Source organism: Ochrobactrum soli (genome assembly GCF_003664555.1).
Taxonomy (GTDB): Bacteria; Pseudomonadota; Alphaproteobacteria; order Rhizobiales; family Rhizobiaceae; genus Brucella; species Brucella teleogrylli.
Map to the genome: position 1 here is coordinate 87,035 of NZ_RCHH01000001.1, position 15,710 is coordinate 102,744.

Consider the following 15,710-nt stretch of genomic DNA (forward strand, 5'->3'; position numbering starts at 1 on the left):
TTCAGATTTGTTTCACAAACGTCGGCTGGCGAAATATTTCTACCAATAGCGTTTATAGCGTTTCTAAGGACATATTATAGAAAAACAAGCAACCATAGGTTGTTATTTTAGTGAGCTAATTTACCTAATGTAGCAATTTCGATATGGGAACGAATTTTGGTCTGCTTAATATTGTTCCATTTTGAAATGCGATGAGATATTATGCGGTATATCGTTAAAAATCGAGGGTATATGAACGGATTAAGGCTATTTAACGCCTGTAATCCCGCTTTGGCTTGTAATTTCGCCCGACAGGCGTTATGTGCTGAAAAAAATCCGTTTAAAGTTCGAAAATGAAAGGGACCGTGTATGGCCCGCGTCACTGTTGAGGACTGCGTAGACAAAGTCGAGAACCGATTCGAGCTGGTTCTGCTCGCCGGTCATCGCGCCCGCCAGATTTCCCAGGGCGCTTCGATCACTGTCGACCGCGACAATGATAAGAACCCCGTCGTTGCGTTGCGCGAAATCGCCGACGAAACGCTTTCGCCGGACGATCTGAAGGAAGACCTGATCCACTCGCTGCAGAAGCATGTGGAAGTGGATGAACCGGAAGCTGCTGCTCCTGCCCAGATCACGTCGTCGTCCGACGAACTGGCTGAAGGCATTGCCGATGCTGCCGAGGAAGACATTGTGTCTTTCGACCGCATGTCGGAAGAAGAGCTTCTGGCCGGTATCGAAGGTCTGGTCGCTCCGGAAAAGAACGACGACTTCTAATCCGCTTTCGGGTTGCCTTTTTATACACGCGCTGCGGCTCATCAGGCCGCGGCGCGTATTTTTACGCGCGTGAACATAAAATGATCGCTGCGGCGGCTTGCAGGAAATTGATTTCTGTCTGAAATTAATCCTGTTGGCAGAAAGTCGGTGCTAAAGCTCGCAAAACACTCGATAATTTGCGAAGTTGTGCTCGATTGGGGTGTCATTGTTTTGCGGCGTGGCCGCGAACCGCCCGGCGTTGGTTTGAGGGAGTTGTCGTAGATGATGCGCCAGTATGAGCTTGTGGAGCGTGTGCAGCGATACAAGCCGGATGTTAACGAGGCGCTTCTCAACAAGGCATATGTCTATGCCATGCAGAAACATGGCAGCCAGAAACGTGCTTCCGGCGACCCTTATTTCTCTCATCCTCTCGAAGTCGCGGCCATCCTCACGGACATGCATCTGGATGAGGCGACGATCGCCATCGCGCTTCTGCACGACACCATCGAAGACACCACCGCGACCCGTCAGGAAATCGACCAGCTGTTCGGACCGGAAATCGGCAAGCTCGTCGAAGGACTGACCAAGCTCAAGAAGCTCGATCTGGTTTCCAAGAAGGCCGTGCAGGCGGAAAACCTGCGCAAGCTGCTTCTGGCCATCGCCGAAGATGTGCGCGTGCTTCTGGTCAAGCTTGCCGACCGTCTGCACAATATGCGCACGCTCGGCGTCATGCGCGAGGACAAGCGCCTGCGCATTGCCGAAGAAACCATGGATATCTATGCGCCGCTCGCTGGCCGCATGGGTATGCAGGACATGCGCGAAGAGCTGGAAGAGCTGGCCTTCCGCTATATCAATCCCGATGCATGGCGCGCGGTTACGGACCGTCTGGCTGAACTTCTAGAGAAAAACCGCGGTCTCCTGCAGAAGATCGAAAAGGACCTGTCCGAGATTTTCGAGAAGAACGGCATCAAGGCCAGTGTCAAAAGCCGCCAGAAGAAGGCGTGGTCGGTGTTCCGCAAGATGGAAACCAAGGGCCTGTCCTTCGAACAGCTGTCCGACATTTTCGGCTTCCGTGTCATGGTTGATACGGTGCAGGATTGCTATCGGGCGCTGGGGCTGATCCATACGACGTGGTCGATGGTGCCGGGGCGGTTCAAGGATTATATCTCAACGCCGAAGCAAAACGACTATCGTTCGCTGCACACCACCATTATCGGTCCGTCACGCCAGCGTATCGAACTGCAAATCCGCACCCGTGCGATGGATGAAATTGCCGAGTTCGGTGTGGCGGCGCATTCGATCTATAAGGATCGCGGCAGCGCCAACAATCCGCACGCGATCTCGACGGAAACCAACGCTTATGCCTGGCTGCGCCAGACCATCGAGCAGCTTTCCGAAGGCGATAATCCGGAAGAGTTTCTGGAACATACCAAGCTGGAGCTGTTTCAGGATCAGGTTTTTTGTTTCACGCCGAAGGGCCGCCTGATTGCACTGCCACGCGGTGCGACGCCGATCGATTTCGCCTATGCCGTGCACACCGATATTGGTGACAGCTGTGTTGGCGCCAAGGTCAATGGCCGCATCATGCCGCTGATGACCGAGCTGAAGAACGGTGACGAAGTGGATATCATCCGCTCCAAGGCGCAGGTGCCGCCTGCGGCCTGGGAATCTCTGGTTGCGACCGGCAAGGCGCGCGCTGCGATCCGCCGTGCGACCCGCTCCGCCGTGCGCAAGCAATATTCCGGCCTCGGCATGCGTATTCTCGAACGCGCTTTCGAGCGCGCCGGAAAGCCATTCAGCAAGGATATCCTGAAACCGGGCCTGCCGCGTCTGGCGCGAAAGGATGTGGAAGACGTGCTGGCCGCCGTCGGGCGCGGCGAACTGCCGTCCACCGATGTGGTGAAGGCCGTTTATCCAGACTATCAGGATACGCGTGTCACAACGCAGAACAACCCCGCCAAGACCGGCGAAAAAGGCTGGTTCAACATTCAAAATGCTGCCGGGATGATCTTCAAGGTTCCCGAAGGCAGTGAAGGCTCCGAGGCCGATAAGGGCAAGGATCAGGAAACCGCGACGAAGCCGGGCAAGCGTGCTCTGCCAATCCGTGGCACCAATTCCGATCTGCCGGTGCGTTTTGCGCCGGAAGGCGCGGTGCCGGGTGACCGTATCGTCGGCATTCTCCAGCCGGGCGCCGGTATCACCATTTACCCGATCCAGTCACCGGCGCTGACCGCCTATGACGATCAGCCGGAACGCTGGATCGATGTGCGTTGGGATATCGATGAGACGATGCATGAGCGCTTTCCGGCCCGCGTCAGCGTCTCGGCGATCAATTCACCGGGCTCATTGGCGGAAATCGCCCAGATTGTTGCGGCCAACGACGCCAATATTCACAATCTCTCCATGGTGCGCACCGCACCGGACTTTACCGAAATGATCATCGACGTCGAGGTGTGGGACTTGAAACACCTCAACCGCATCATTTCCCAATTGAAAGAAAGCGCGAGCGTCAGCGGCGCCAAGCGCGTGAACGGATAGGACCAAAATGAACACCGAAGGCGTGCTTGCCGTCTTCCGCGAAGCGGGAGCGATCCTCGAAGGCCATTTCATTCTCACTTCCGGCCTTCGCAGCCCTATTTTCCTTCAGAAGGCGCGTGTGTTCATGCATGCCGACAAGACGGAAAAGCTGTGCAAGGCGCTGGCAGAAAAGATCAAGACGGCCAATCTCGGTCCCATCGACTATGTGGTCGGGCCGGCCATTGGCGGTCTTATCCCGTCCTATGAAACGTCGCGCCATCTGGGTGTGCCGTCGGTCTGGGTCGAACGCGAAAACGGCGTTTTCCGCCTGCGCCGCTTCGATGTGCCCAAGGGCGCGCGCGTGGTGATCGTGGAAGATATCGTGACGACCGGCCTGTCGATCCGCGAAACCATCGACTGCATGAAAGAGCTCGGCATCGAGGTTGTTGCTGCGGCCTGCATCGTTGACCGGTCGGCGGGCAAGGCTGATGTTGGCACCAAGCTGATCGCGCTTGCGGAATATGAAGTGCCAGCTTACCCCGCCGATAATCTGCCGCCGGAACTGGCGGCAATCCCGGCCATCAAGCCGGGCAGCCGCAATATTTGACGGTTATTTCTTGCCGGGAAGTTCTTTAGAAACGTTGTATATTAAAAGACTTTCTGGCTGGATATAATATAAGTTTTGATGCCGCAGGGCTATTAAAAGCTCTGCGGTGAGATTCCCCTTTACGTGGGGCCTTTTATTTACGTAATCTAGATGGTTGATAGAAGAGTCCGATCAGTTCTCGCCGACAGGAATCCATCGTGGCTGTAGCACCTTTAGTTTTCGATCCGAAATCGCCTTTTCGCGCGCCGTGCGGCATCTGTGTCGACTGCGATGTGCGCCGTATGGCGGTTTGTGCTGCGCTCGACGACGGCGATCTTGGTGCGCTGGAAGCGATCATGACGTCCAAAAGGCTGGATGCGAACGAGATGCTGGTCGAGGAGGGTGAGCTGAAGGGGCGGGTCTTCAGCCTGACGTCCGGTATGTTGCGCATCTATACCTCTCTACCGGATGGGCGCCGCCAGATTGCGGGCTTCCTGTTTCCCGGCGATTATCTCGGTCTTGCCGACGATGATGTCTATTCGCAGTCGGCGGAAGCAGTGGTGCCTTCGGTCCTGTGTGCCTTCTCCACGAAGGAAATGGAAAATCTGATGGAGCGCTTTCCAAAGCTCAAGGAAAGGCTGCACCAGATGACGCGGGCTGCACTGCGCACCGCGCGCGACAACCAGCTCGTGCTCGGTCGTCTTGCGCCGGTGGAAAAACTTGCGAGCTTCCTGCTGGTTCTGTCCTCCCGCGCCGAAAAGCGCGGTGAACGCTCCAATCCGGTGCATCTGTCGATGAACCGTACGGATATCGCGGATTATCTGGGGCTTACCATCGAAACGGTGAGCCGAAGCTTCACCAAGCTGAAGAGCCAGGGCCTGATCCAGCTCATCGACGCCAATACGGTCGAAATTCTGTCGCGCCGTTCGCTTGCAGCTGTTGCGGGCATGGATTTCGACGCGCTTTAAAACGGTCTAAGGTCGATCTGTTGTAATCGCTCTAATTCTTTGTTTTAGCGTATATTCTGCCTGATCGAAGCTGGGCCTGAAATCAGTCCGGTGCGCTGATTTCACCGTATAGGCGTGCAGCACTTCTGGTGAAAATTCTCCAGCTCCCAATACTCTGCTCATTCATCGTCACCCGTTGATTCAAATCAATGCGGGGTGCCGCGTTGCCCTGTAATTTCTACCATAAAGATTGATGCGGCTACAAAAGGGACGGCCGCGCGGTAAATGGGGAGAAAGACGGGTGCTCTTGTGGCTGGTCACTGCAACATTGGCTGTCATTCATGCGGTATATCGTGCCGCATCATGCCGTCCAGTCCTGCAGGTTGCAATTCCGGTTCAGGCATCGGCGTCTCCGTTCGCACTGGCCGAACTTCGCCAGTCCGCGCGCCGCGCGAGGTTGGTGCGCCATGCATGAAGAAGCGATAAAGCGTTACGCTGCACTTGCTGTTCCGCGTTATACGTCCTTTCCGACGGCTGCCGATTTCGTTCCCTTCGCATCCGAGACTGCGCATCGCTGGCTTCGCCAGATTGGCCCGGGCGAGGGCACCTCACTCTACATCCATGTGCCTTATTGCAAGCAGCTCTGCTATTATTGTGGCTGCCACGCCAAGGTCGCCATACGCGACGATGTCGTCGAGAGTTTCTATCATTCGCTATTGAACGAAATCGAAACGGTGGGCCATGTGCTGACCGGCCGTCCGCGCGTCACCCATCTGCACTGGGGCGGCGGAACGCCTTCGATCCTGAATTCTTCCCAGTTTCTGGAAATTATCACAGCGCTGCGCTCGGTGTTCGAATTTGCGCCGACGATGGAGCATGCCATTGAGCTTGATCCGCGTTCGGTCACGCCGGACCTCGTCAGGACGCTGGCTTTCATGGGCGTCAACCGCGCCAGCCTTGGCGTCCAGGATATCGATATTCGTGTGCAAAAGGCGATTGGGCGGGTGCAGATGATGGAAACCGTGTCGGAAGCCACATGGCTTTTGCGCGGTGAGGGCATCGAGAAAATCAATTTCGATCTGCTTTACGGCCTGCCGATGCAGACGGTGGACAGTCTGCGCCGCACCTGCGAGACGGTTGCCTTGCTCCGTCCGGACCGCGTCGCCTGCTATGGTTATGCGCATCTGCCGCAGCGCCGCGCCAACCAGCGCCTGATCGATGCGAGCCAACTGCCCGACGCTGAAGCGCGCTTTGCGCAGTCGCGCGTGGTCGCCGAATGTTTTGCTGCTCTCGGCTACGAGCCGGTGGGTATTGATCACTATGCCTTGCCGGGCGATGCGCTGGCCGTTGCTGCCCGCAAGGGTCTGCTGCATCGCAATTTCCAGGGCTATACCACGGATCGAAGCCAGACCCTGATCGGTTTTGGGCCGTCCTCCATCTCGCAATTTCCGGGCGGCTATGCACAGAACATTCCCGATATCGGGCAGTATCGCAAGACCGTCGATGCGGGCGAACTTGCCACGGTGCGCGGCTATACGATGCGCGAAAGCGACCGGCTGCGTTCTGCAATTATCTCCGCGCTGATGTGCAATTTTGAGGTCGATCTCGATGATGTGGCGCCGGGCATGGAGTTCTCCGACGAACTCGCCTTGCTGCGCCCGCTGGTCGCCGATGGTCTGGTCGAAGTGAAGGGTAGCCTCATCCGCGCTACCGAAGATGGTAAGCCACTGATCCGCCTCGTTGCGGCGGCCTTTGATGAATTCCGCAGGGAAACGGTGCAAGGCTTCAGCTTCGCCGTGTGATCCTGCGTCTAGCCTGATCGAGCGGTTCCATTAGAGCCGCTCCAAAGATGCCGCTGTACCGGGCCGTCAAAAGGTCGGTGGCATGGGAGCGCCGCCGTTGGGGGACGTGCGGCGCTCCCCCTCTTCGGGGGGAGCGCTTTTCAAGTCCGGGCTCAGGCTTTCGCTTTGCGGTTCTTTTCCAGCTTTGGCAGGAAGACAGTCAGAAGGCCGAGCAATGGCAGATATGAGCAGATCGTATAGACGAACTCGATGCCCTTGCGGTCGGCGACGATGCCAAGAACTGCGGCTGCGATGCCGGCCATGCCGAAGGCAAAGCCGAAGAACAGACCGGACACCATGCCCACACGTCCCGGAAGCAGTTCCTGCGCAAAGACCACGATGGCAGGGAAGGCCGAGGCCAGGATGAAGCCGATGATCACCGTCAGCACAGCCGTCATCTCAAGATTTGCGTAAGGCAAAGCCAGAGTGAAGGGCAAAACGCCGAGGATCGACACCCAGATCACTTTGCGCGTTCCGATGCGATCACCGATCGGGCCACCAAAGATCGTTCCCGCGGCCACAGCGCCGAGGAAGAGGAACAGCAGGATCTGCGAGGTCTGCACCGACACGCCGAAATGGTGGATCGTGTAGAAGGTGTAGTAGCTCGTCAGGCTCGCCATGTAGATATATTTGGTGAAGATCAGCAGCGCGAGCACGGCCACCGTGGCGATTACCCGGTTGCGCGGCAGCGGCAGCGTCTTGTCAGGCTGCGCCCTGCGGGCATTGGCCAGACGATAGCGATTATACCAGTTACCGACATACCAGAGCAGCAACATGCCCGCCAAAGCCGCGATCGAGAACCACGAAACGCTGATCTGGCCGAAGGGCAGCACGACGAATGCCGCAAGCAGCGGGCCGATTGACGAACCGAAGTTCCCGCCCACCTGAAACAGCGATTGTGCGAAACCGTGCTTGCCGCCCGAGGCCAGTCGTGCAACCCGCGATGCTTCCGGATGGAAAACGGACGAGCCGAAGCCGACGCAGGCAGCGCCCATCAGCAGTACCGAATAATGATGCGCGGTCGCCAGCAGCACGAGGCCGACGAGCGTGCAGCCCATGCCGAAAGACAGCGAATAAGGCATCGGCTTGCGGTCGGTATAGATGCCGACGAGTGGCTGCAAAATGGATGCCGTCATCTGGAAAGTGAAGGTGAGAAGACCAATCTGCCAGAAGGACAGGCTGTAATTGTCCTTCAGCATCGGATAGATGGCCGGAAGGAGCGACTGCATCATGTCGTTCAGAAAGTGGCCCATGCTTGTGGCCAATATGATGGTGAGGACCGTATTGTCCGCACCGCTGTTGGACGGCTGCTGCGCAGCACTCATGCTCATAATGCGACTCCTCGAACACATCCCGAAAAGCATCAGCGGTTTTCGGATAAGATGTGCGTTAAAATAAACGTGCAGAGCGCCGACCCAATTCAATCAGATCAAACGCATTTTATAAGAAGTATCCGTCTTTCGTTCCAACCTTCCCGCATATTGGAAAGAAAAGGAGCGTTTGGATGCCATTCCGAAAGGAGATTTCGTCAAGCGTACTCTCCAGTTCTCTCTTCATAAGCATATTGCTCGCCGCCCGCTTTCGTGATTTGGTCCATTACTTGTCAGAGTGGGCCAAGCTAAGCTGTTTAAGAACGAATTTGAGATGAAGCCGCCATCGCCATCACGTCTTTTCTTACCCGAGAGCGAGGAACTGCAAAGATTCCACGAAGACCGCGTGGCGATGCTGGAGACCATGACCGGGCCGGTAGTGGCGCTTCCGACGAAATATCCCGACGGCTATTTCGTACCGCTCCACAGCCATTCGCGTGCGCAGCTGTTGTGTGCTTCGCAGGGCGTCGTTCTGGTTACAACCAATGCCGGTCGCTGGATGATCCCCGGCGATCATGCCATGTGGATACCGGCTGGCATCGAGCATTCGGTCGAGATCGTCGGCGATGTCTATATGCGCTCGATCTATATCAGCACCGATGCCGTATCCGGCGTGCCCGACTATCTGCATGTCGTGGGGCTGACCGATCTGATGCGCTGTCTCATCATCGATGCGACCATGATCGACAGCATACCGGAAGCGGGCAGCCGCGACGCGCTGGTTATCGAACTGATCCTGCGTGATCTGCATACGCTGCCGCAAAGGTCGCTTGGACTGCCCATTCCGAACGACCCGCGCTTGCAAAAGCTCTGTCGCGACTTTGTCAAGAACCCGTCTTCGCGCGTCACAATCGATGACTGGGCGGACAGGCTTGCCATGAGCCGGCGCTCGTTTACCCGGCATTTCCAGCGCGAGACAGGGGTGAGCCTTTCGGTGTGGCGTCAGCAGGCCTGTCTCTTCGCCGCCGTTCCCCGGCTTTCGGAAGGAGAAGCCGTAACCAGCGTGGCGCTCGATCTCGGCTATGACAGTGTTTCGGCCTTTACGACAATGTTTCGCCGCATGCTGGGCGTATCCCCTCGTCATTACCAGCCGAAACCAGAGCTGGCGCCGACAGAATACCGCGATGCATGATCGATAGGATGATCTAATAAAAGCAATTGTTTCCGCTCGAGGAGAGCAGTATTAAGAGCCCATGTTGTTCCAACGCCGAAATCCGCTGACCCGACGCGAGCGCCTGAGACTTATGCTCTGGCCGCGTCGCTCCTTTTCCCGTTCTTTCAAGTACGGGGGCAAGAGGATTCTGCGCATCACCGCGTCGCCGCATGCGGTGGCGGCAGGATTGGCCGTGGGTGTCTTCTCGGCATTTACCCCGTTTTTCGGCTTTCATCTGATCATTGCGATTGTGCTTGCCTATTTTCTGGCAGGAAATATTGCAGCTGCCGCCATCGGCACCACGCTGGCCAATCCGCTGACTTTACCCTTCATCTGGGGCAGCACGTTCGAACTGGGCCGCTTCATCATGAATGGCAGTGTGGATGCAGCGCCGCCTGTGCATTTTGGCCGTGCTCTCGAAACGATGCATTTCGATGAAATCTGGACGCCGCTTCTGAAGCCGATGCTGTTCGGTTCGACAATTCTGGGCACAGCCTGCGCCGTGCTTGTCTATTTTGTGACACGCTATGCTGTCTCGGGCTTTCGCCGTCGTCGTGTGGAGCGACTGGCTGAAAAGCACAGGCTGCACGGCGAACGGGGGCTGCAGCAAACATGATCGTCGGAATAGGCAGTGACCTTATCGATATCCGGCGTATCGAAAAAGCGCTTGAGCGGCACGGCGACCGCTTCCGCAATCGGGTTTATACCGAAATCGAACAGAAGAAATCGGATGGCCGCCAGCAGCGGGCTGCATCCTATGCCAAGCGCTTCGCCGCCAAGGAAGCCTGCGCCAAGGCACTCGGCACCGGCATTGCGCGCGGTGTGTTCTGGCGCGACATGGGGGTGGTGAACCTGCCTTCCGGCAAGCCCACAATGCATCTGACGGGTGGAGCCGCCACCCAGTTGCAGAAACTCCTGCCGCCGGGAACACGCGCTGCCATACATCTGACAATTACCGATGATTTTCCTCTCGCGCAGGCTTTCGTGATCATCGAGGCGTTGCCGGAATCGGCTTGAGCGGTTTTCGTAGCCCACACGAAACTTGTTGGGATTGTGACAGGTAAACTCCTGCTCATAATCGTGCGAGAAAACAGTGCGCGGATTGCCTCACGCAATCCAAGCGGTTAATAGAGCATTTCCAGCAAAAGTGCGAAGCGGTTTTGCGTCGGATAATGCGTGAAAACAAATGATCGCGTTATCGCAAGCGGAGAGACAATGAGCGTGTCCAGCAAGAGTGAAACCAAGAAGTCCGGCGGCCTCGGCGAAACCATCAGCGTTATCGTGCAGGCGCTGCTGCTGGCGCTGGTGATCCGCACCATTCTTTTCCAGCCATTCAGCATTCCATCGGGCTCGATGCGCCCGACGCTTCTGGAAGGCGATTATCTGTTCGTGTCGAAATATGCCTATGGCTATTCGCGCTTTTCGCTGCCTTTCGGTCTCGACCTTTTTTCGGGCCGTATCTGGAGCGCGGAACCGAAGCGCGGCGACGTGGTGGTTTTCAAGCTGCCGAGCGACACGTCCGTTGATTACATCAAGCGTGTGATTGGCCTGCCGGGTGACCGCGTGCAGATGCGCGGTGGTGTGCTTTATATCAACGACCAGCCGGTCAAGCGCGACCGCATCGGCACCATCGACAATCCCGATGTGACGGAAGAAAACCGTCCGGTCGAGGTCTATCGTGAGACGTTACCGGATGGCGTGACCTACGACACGCTTGATCTCGCACCCAATTCCATCGGCGACGATACCCGCGTCTTCGAAGTGCCAGCCGGTCATTACTTCATGATGGGCGACAATCGCGACAACTCGCTCGATAGCCGCTTCGGCGTCGGCTATGTGCCGTTCGAAAACCTCGTCGGTCGCGCCAATATTATTTTCTTCTCCATCGCGGACAAAGCCAGCCCGCTGGAAATCTGGAAATGGCCGACCGATGTGCGTTTCAGCCGTCTGTTCAGTTCTGTGAATGCTGCGCCCCACACGGCCGTCACCGGAAACTGAGATGGTTTCCGCAGGGCAGGCAGCATCCATTCTGGAAGAGCGCACAGGACACCGTTTTCTTAATTTGAAACGGCTGGAACGTGCGCTCACCCATTCAAGTGTACAGGCCCCATCGCGGGCGAATTATGAGCGGCTGGAATTTCTTGGCGACCGTGTGCTGGGGCTCGCTGTCGCAGAAATGCTGTTTGAGGCATTTCCCGAGGCTTCCGAAGGCGAATTGTCGGTGCGCCTCAATGCGCTCGTCAATGCCGAAACCTGTGCGGCGATTGCCGACGAAATCGGTCTCGCCAATTTCATTCACACCGGCTCCGATATCAAATCGCTGAACGACAAGCGCCTCATGAATGTGCGCGCCGATGTCGTGGAAGCGCTGATCGCGACGATCTATCTCGACGGCGGCCTTGAAGCCGCGCGCTCCTTCATTAAGCGTTATTGGAAGAAACGGTCGCTGGAGACCGGCGCAGGGCGCCGCGATGCCAAGACGGAATTGCAGGAATGGGCGCATCAGCAGGGCAATGTGCACCCGTCCTATTCGGTCCTGAGCCGCAGCGGCCCGGACCATGACCCGCTTTTCGTGGTCGAAGTTCAGGTGAAAGGCTTTGCGCCGGAAAACGGTGAGGGGCGCTCCAAGCGCATCGCCGAACAGAGTGCTGCAGAGGCTATGCTCTACCGCCAAGGCGTGTGGAAGCGCGACGAAACTATATGACGCAAGAACTCACGTTTTTTCAATCGAGATCGGTTATAATTGATCGATTGCGACAAATTTCGTTGTAATGACGACAGGTCGCACGGGAGGCGGGCGTGCCAAGGGGATCACGCTCTATAAAAATATCGTCTGGAAGGATGGACAATGAATAATCGGACGACACCGACAGAAAGCGAAACGGAAACCGGGCAGACCCGCTCGGGCTTTGTTGCGCTGATCGGGGCGCCAAATGCGGGGAAATCCACACTGGTCAACCAGCTTGTGGGCACGAAAGTATCGATTGTCACGCACAAGGTGCAGACAACACGCGCACTGGTGCGCGGCATCTTCATCGAGGGTCCGGCTCAGATCGTTTTGGTCGACACCCCCGGCATATTCCGCCCGAAGCGCAGGCTCGACCGCGCCATGGTCACCACCGCCTGGGGCGGTGCGAAGGATGCGGATATCATCCTGGTTCTGCTGGACGCGCAGGGCGGTCTCAATGAGAATGCCGAAGCGCTTTTGGAAAGCATGAAGAATGTGCGCCAGAAGAAGGTGCTGGTGCTGAACAAGGTGGACCGCGTCGATCCGCCGGTTCTGCTGACGCTGGCACAGAAGGCCAATGAACTGGTGACCTTCGACCAGACATTCATGATCTCGGCACTGAATGGCTCGGGCTGCAAGGATCTGGCGAAATATCTGGCTGAAAACGTGCCGAACGGCCCGTGGTATTATCCGGAAGACCAGATTTCCGACATGCCGATGCGCCAGCTCGCAGCCGAAATCACCCGCGAGAAGCTTTACCTGCGCCTGCATGAAGAACTTCCCTATGCCTCGACCGTGGAAACGGAACGCTGGGAAGAGCGCAAGGATGGTTCGGTTCGTATCGAGCAGGTCATCTATGTCGAGCGCGAAAGCCAGAAGAAGATCGTGCTTGGTCACAAGGGCGAGACGGTGAAGGCGATTGGCCAGTCGGCGCGCAAGGAAATCTCGGAAATTCTCGAACAGACGGTTCACCTGTTCCTGTTCGTGAAAGTGCGCGAAAACTGGGGCAATGATCCCGAGCGCTATCGCGAAATGGGACTTGATTTCCCAACCTGACAATCAAAACTGACCTCTATGGAATGGCATGATGAAGGCATAATTCTGGGCACACGTCGTCATGGTGAAACCAGCGCCATTGTCGAAGTGATGACCCGTGAACATGGCCGACATCTGGGCATGGTGCGCGGCGGGCGATCCCGCCGCATGCAGCCGCTGCTCCAGCCCGGCAACCATGTCGATATCGGCTGGTGGGCGCGGCTGGATGAGCATATGGGCAGTTTCACTATTGAGCCGCTGGGCTTTGCCGCAGCGAGGCTCATTGAAACGCCGGTCGCGCTTTATGGCATCCAGCTTGCAGCCTCGCATTTGCGGCTCTTGCCGGAACGCGACGCCCATCGCGGCCTTTATGAAACGCTGCGGCTGATCATCGAGCATTTTGACGATCCGCTCGCATCCGGCGAATTGCTGCTGCGGTTCGAAGTCATGATGCTGGAAGAGCTGGGCTTCGGCCTAGATCTCAAGGAATGCGCCGCCACGGGCCGCCGTGAAGAGCTGATCTATGTCTCGCCGAAATCCGGCCGTGCCGTTTGTCGCGAGGCTGGCGCGCCTTGGGCCGACAAGCTTCTGGCCTTGCCTGCTTTCGTCAATGATACGGCGGTGCGTGCGTCGTCTTATGAAGACATCGACCATGCGTTCAAGATGACGGGTTATTTCTTCCTGCGCCATGTCTGGGAACCGCGCGCGCAGACGCCGCCCGATTCCCGTGGGGGTTTTTTAAATGCGCTAAAACGCGGACAGGCAGGCTGAAAACTTGACCTTCAAAGGCTTCCGCACCGCGACCGATCGATTGGATCGCAGCAGCCATCCGACCATTACGTCCCAGAATCTCATCTGCAATCTCGATCAGGCGGATATTCGGCGTGGCGGAAGGCGACCGCTTCCGCAATTCGTTTGCCAGCCCTGCTTCGTCGCTTTGCGGATTGAGCGCTAGGGCCGCGATATAGGCTGCAGCGGTTGAGCGGGAAATACCTGCATAACAATGGATGAGCAGCGGCGCGTTTTTGGGCCATGCGCGCACAAAGCCGAGCAAGGCTTGCACGTGGCTCGTGTCTGGCGCGACCATGCCTTCACGCGGTTGGGTAATGTCGTTGAATGTCAGCACCAGACGCCGCATAGCATCGCTTTCCGGCAATGCCGGAACATCCCCGCTGGTCAGCGTTACGACATGGCTTGGCCGGTGATGCTCAAGCTGTTGAGCCAGTTGGGAGAGGGGGCTGACGGCGATCAGCGTCATGAGCCGCTCTTGCGCTTTTCTTCCAGCAAGGCGAAGCGCGCCAGAAAATCGCTCTGCACGCTTTGCGTCGGGCGTGGGGTCAGGTCCAGATTGGCTGGATCGAAGCCGCGCGGGCGACCGAAATATTTGATGGCTTCCCCTTCGCTGAAACCGGCCAGTCGCGTGGCTTCGAAAAACGCGGCAATCTGATCGGCACGTTTTACCAGCGGTTTCAGCTTTGCCGACAATGTTGCAGGCAGGGAAAAGCGGTGGTGAATGGCGGTTTGCAGACGTGTTTCAATCAGCTTGTAATTGCCCCCCATCACCGCCTTGAACGGCGAGATCATGTCGCCGATGACATATTCCGGCGCGTCATGTAGCAACGTCAGGATTTGCCATTCGACGCTTGCATCGGGCACGAGGCGATTGAATATCTTTTCCACCAGCAGGGAGTGCTGGGCGACGGAAAACGCATGTTCGCCGATGGTCTGTCCATTCCAGCGCGCCACACGGGCGAGGCCATGCGCAATGTCTTCGATTTCCACATCGAGCGGCGAGGGGTCGAGCAGGTCCAGCCTGCGGCCCGACAACATGCGTTGCCAGGCACGAGCCTTGCCGGATGATTTATCCGCAGCCGCCATCAGGCGTTGCCTGCTTCGGCTTCCGGGAAGCCGAACCGAACATGAGGCGGGAGGCTCAGTTCTAGCGGTGTTTCGCCAGCGAGCAGGGGCGTACCTGCATCCATTGCATCCTTGACGCGGTCGATGCGCACAAGCGCGATGCCGACGCCCTTTGCAGAACTGCCGAGATTGCCGACTTCACGTCCGTCTGCCGTAATAGGTGTGCCGAGGGGCGGCAGATTGCCTTCCGACTTGGCGACCAGAACCCGGCGTCGCGGCGTGCCGCGATGCTGCATACGCGAGACGACTTCCTGTCCGATGAAGCATCCCTTCGGGAAGGTGACGCCGCCGATCTGGTCGAAATTGACGTCATGCGGAAACACATCGCTATAGGCAAAATCGGCTTCGCCTTCTGCGATGCCATATTCGGCGCGCAGCTTCGTCCAAGCCGATGCGTCGGCATTTTCACCGGCCTGACCATAGGTGCGGAGCACATTCAGCTCAGCCGGAAAGCGGGAATCGCGTTTTGTTGAATCATCTTGTGAAGGAGCGGAATCAGTTTGCCAGGAAACGCTGATAAGTGATTCCGGCAATTGTATAATTTCCGCTTTGGCGCGCAGGCGATAGAATGTCATGCGCTTGCAGAAATCAGCTGCAATGCTTGAGGGCATCTCGAAGCGCAGACCGTTTTCAATACGCGAGACAAGGAAATCGAACAGGATTTTCCCCTGCGGCGTCAGCAGCGCACCCGGTTTGGCTTCGTCAGGGCCGAGCTTGTCCAGATTGGTCGTGATCACGGCTTGCAAAAACTTTTCCGCGTCTTCGCCGGTGATGTGGACCAGTGCTCTGTTGGAAAGATTGATCGTTTCGGCTGCCGTTGTCATCGCTTCTTCCTTGCGTTTCGCGCCTTCGTTACGTAATCCCCATTGGAAAGGCTCGCAAGT

Annotated in this window: 15 protein-coding genes and 1 pseudogene; 12 read left to right on the forward strand and 4 right to left on the reverse strand. The window is 57.2% G+C overall.

Annotated elements, in window-relative coordinates; translation table 11 throughout:
• The first annotated feature begins 348 nt into the window (after positions 1 to 348).
• The 5 genes from rpoZ (at position 349) to hemN (ending at position 6,584) form a co-directional block, all read left to right on the forward strand.
• Positions 349 to 753 (forward strand): DNA-directed RNA polymerase subunit omega, encoded by a 405-nt coding sequence (gene rpoZ / locus D8666_RS00400; RefSeq protein WP_109368641.1) that lies wholly within the window; start codon positions 349 to 351, stop codon positions 751 to 753.
• A gap of 261 nt (positions 754 to 1,014) precedes the next feature.
• Entirely contained in the window at positions 1,015 to 3,270 is a 2,256-nt protein-coding gene (locus D8666_RS00405) for a RelA/SpoT family protein (protein ID WP_109368642.1), read from the forward strand.
• Positions 3,271 to 3,277: 7 nt separating this feature from the next.
• Positions 3,278 to 3,856 (forward strand): orotate phosphoribosyltransferase, encoded by a 579-nt coding sequence (gene pyrE, locus D8666_RS00410; protein WP_109368643.1) that lies wholly within the window; start codon positions 3,278 to 3,280, stop codon positions 3,854 to 3,856.
• Positions 3,857 to 4,137: 281 nt separating this feature from the next.
• Complete coding sequence (locus D8666_RS00415; protein ID WP_210261576.1) at positions 4,138 to 4,803, forward strand: helix-turn-helix domain-containing protein; 666 nt, start codon at positions 4,138 to 4,140, stop codon at positions 4,801 to 4,803.
• Between the two features lie 446 nt (positions 4,804 to 5,249).
• Complete coding sequence (hemN, locus tag D8666_RS00420) at positions 5,250 to 6,584, forward strand: oxygen-independent coproporphyrinogen III oxidase (protein ID WP_121535568.1); 1,335 nt, start codon at positions 5,250 to 5,252, stop codon at positions 6,582 to 6,584.
• A gap of 152 nt (positions 6,585 to 6,736) precedes the next feature.
• On the opposite strand, the gene D8666_RS00425 is transcribed toward hemN, so the two are convergent.
• Complete coding sequence (locus tag D8666_RS00425; protein ID WP_121535571.1) at positions 6,737 to 7,954, reverse strand: MFS transporter; 1,218 nt, start codon at positions 7,952 to 7,954, stop codon at positions 6,737 to 6,739.
• A 313-nt stretch (positions 7,955 to 8,267) separates the two neighbouring features.
• Between D8666_RS00425 and D8666_RS00430 the strand changes: the two genes are divergently transcribed.
• From D8666_RS00430 to recO, 7 genes are all read left to right on the forward strand, one after another.
• A complete protein-coding gene (locus D8666_RS00430; RefSeq protein WP_121535574.1) occupies positions 8,268 to 9,125 on the forward strand; it encodes an AraC family transcriptional regulator in 858 nt (285 codons plus the stop codon).
• Between the two features lie 61 nt (positions 9,126 to 9,186).
• Positions 9,187 to 9,762, forward strand: a complete 576-nt coding sequence (bspA, locus tag D8666_RS00435; RefSeq protein ID WP_121535577.1) for a type IV secretion system effector BspA — start codon at positions 9,187 to 9,189, stop codon at positions 9,760 to 9,762.
• Positions 9,759 to 10,163 carry a holo-ACP synthase gene (gene acpS, locus D8666_RS00440; protein WP_109368649.1) on the forward strand — a complete coding sequence of 135 codons (405 nt, stop codon included), beginning with the start codon at positions 9,759 to 9,761 and terminating at the stop codon, positions 10,161 to 10,163. Before bspA ends, acpS begins: the two co-directional genes overlap by 4 nt.
• A gap of 198 nt (positions 10,164 to 10,361) precedes the next feature.
• On the forward strand, positions 10,362 to 11,144 hold the full coding sequence (lepB, locus tag D8666_RS00445) for a signal peptidase I (RefSeq protein WP_121535580.1): 783 nt from the start codon (positions 10,362 to 10,364) through the stop codon (positions 11,142 to 11,144).
• Position 11,145: 1 nt separating this feature from the next.
• On the forward strand, positions 11,146 to 11,850 hold the full coding sequence (gene rnc / locus D8666_RS00450) for a ribonuclease III (protein WP_121535583.1): 705 nt from the start codon (positions 11,146 to 11,148) through the stop codon (positions 11,848 to 11,850).
• A 144-nt stretch (positions 11,851 to 11,994) separates the two neighbouring features.
• Complete coding sequence (gene era / locus D8666_RS00455; protein ID WP_078340714.1) at positions 11,995 to 12,930, forward strand: GTPase Era; 936 nt, start codon at positions 11,995 to 11,997, stop codon at positions 12,928 to 12,930.
• Between the two features lie 18 nt (positions 12,931 to 12,948).
• Positions 12,949 to 13,680, forward strand: coding sequence for a DNA repair protein RecO (gene recO, locus D8666_RS00460; RefSeq protein WP_078340715.1), 732 nt, complete (start codon positions 12,949 to 12,951; stop codon positions 13,678 to 13,680).
• On the opposite strand, the pseudogene D8666_RS00465 reads toward recO, so the two are convergent.
• From D8666_RS00465 to ygfZ, 3 genes and pseudogenes are all read right to left on the reverse strand, one after another.
• Positions 13,664 to 14,167, reverse strand: a pseudogene (locus D8666_RS00465) (tyrosine phosphatase family protein); the annotation flags it as partial. The gene recO and the pseudogene D8666_RS00465 overlap by 17 nt on opposite strands.
• Positions 14,164 to 14,787, reverse strand: a complete 624-nt coding sequence (locus tag D8666_RS00470; RefSeq protein ID WP_121535586.1) for a YfbR-like 5'-deoxynucleotidase — start codon at positions 14,785 to 14,787, stop codon at positions 14,164 to 14,166. The gene D8666_RS00470 and the pseudogene D8666_RS00465, both read right to left, overlap by 4 nt.
• The gene (gene ygfZ / locus D8666_RS00475; RefSeq protein WP_235858865.1) at positions 14,787 to 15,650 is read right to left on the reverse strand and encodes a CAF17-like 4Fe-4S cluster assembly/insertion protein YgfZ; all 864 of its coding nucleotides are present in this window, start codon (positions 15,648 to 15,650) and stop codon (positions 14,787 to 14,789) included. Before ygfZ ends, D8666_RS00470 begins: the two co-directional genes overlap by 1 nt.
• Positions 15,651 to 15,710: the final 60 nt, after the last annotated feature.

Bases quoted from the DNA above. Each gene is read 5' to 3' on its own strand.
- pyrE (WP_109368643.1), top strand. From the start codon at position 3,278: ATGAACACCGAAGGCGTGCTTGCCGTCTTCCGCGAAGCGGGAGCGATC.
- acpS (WP_109368649.1), top strand. From the start codon at position 9,759: ATGATCGTCGGAATAGGCAGTGACCTTATCGATATCCGGCGTATCGAA.
- D8666_RS00470 (WP_121535586.1), bottom strand. From the start codon at position 14,787: ATGGCGGCTGCGGATAAATCATCCGGCAAGGCTCGTGCCTGGCAACGC.
- lepB (WP_121535580.1), top strand. From the start codon at position 10,362: ATGAGCGTGTCCAGCAAGAGTGAAACCAAGAAGTCCGGCGGCCTCGGC.
- D8666_RS00405 (WP_109368642.1), top strand. From the start codon at position 1,015: ATGATGCGCCAGTATGAGCTTGTGGAGCGTGTGCAGCGATACAAGCCG.
- era (WP_078340714.1), top strand. From the start codon at position 11,995: ATGAATAATCGGACGACACCGACAGAAAGCGAAACGGAAACCGGGCAG.
- bspA (WP_121535577.1), top strand. From the start codon at position 9,187: ATGTTGTTCCAACGCCGAAATCCGCTGACCCGACGCGAGCGCCTGAGA.
- recO (WP_078340715.1), top strand. From the start codon at position 12,949: ATGGAATGGCATGATGAAGGCATAATTCTGGGCACACGTCGTCATGGT.
- ygfZ (WP_235858865.1), bottom strand. From the start codon at position 15,650: ATGACAACGGCAGCCGAAACGATCAATCTTTCCAACAGAGCACTGGTC.
- D8666_RS00415 (WP_210261576.1), top strand. From the start codon at position 4,138: ATGGCGGTTTGTGCTGCGCTCGACGACGGCGATCTTGGTGCGCTGGAA.
- D8666_RS00430 (WP_121535574.1), top strand. From the start codon at position 8,268: ATGAAGCCGCCATCGCCATCACGTCTTTTCTTACCCGAGAGCGAGGAA.
- rpoZ (WP_109368641.1), top strand. From the start codon at position 349: ATGGCCCGCGTCACTGTTGAGGACTGCGTAGACAAAGTCGAGAACCGA.
- rnc (WP_121535583.1), top strand. From the start codon at position 11,146: ATGGTTTCCGCAGGGCAGGCAGCATCCATTCTGGAAGAGCGCACAGGA.
- hemN (WP_121535568.1), top strand. From the start codon at position 5,250: ATGCATGAAGAAGCGATAAAGCGTTACGCTGCACTTGCTGTTCCGCGT.
- D8666_RS00425 (WP_121535571.1), bottom strand. From the start codon at position 7,954: ATGAGCATGAGTGCTGCGCAGCAGCCGTCCAACAGCGGTGCGGACAAT.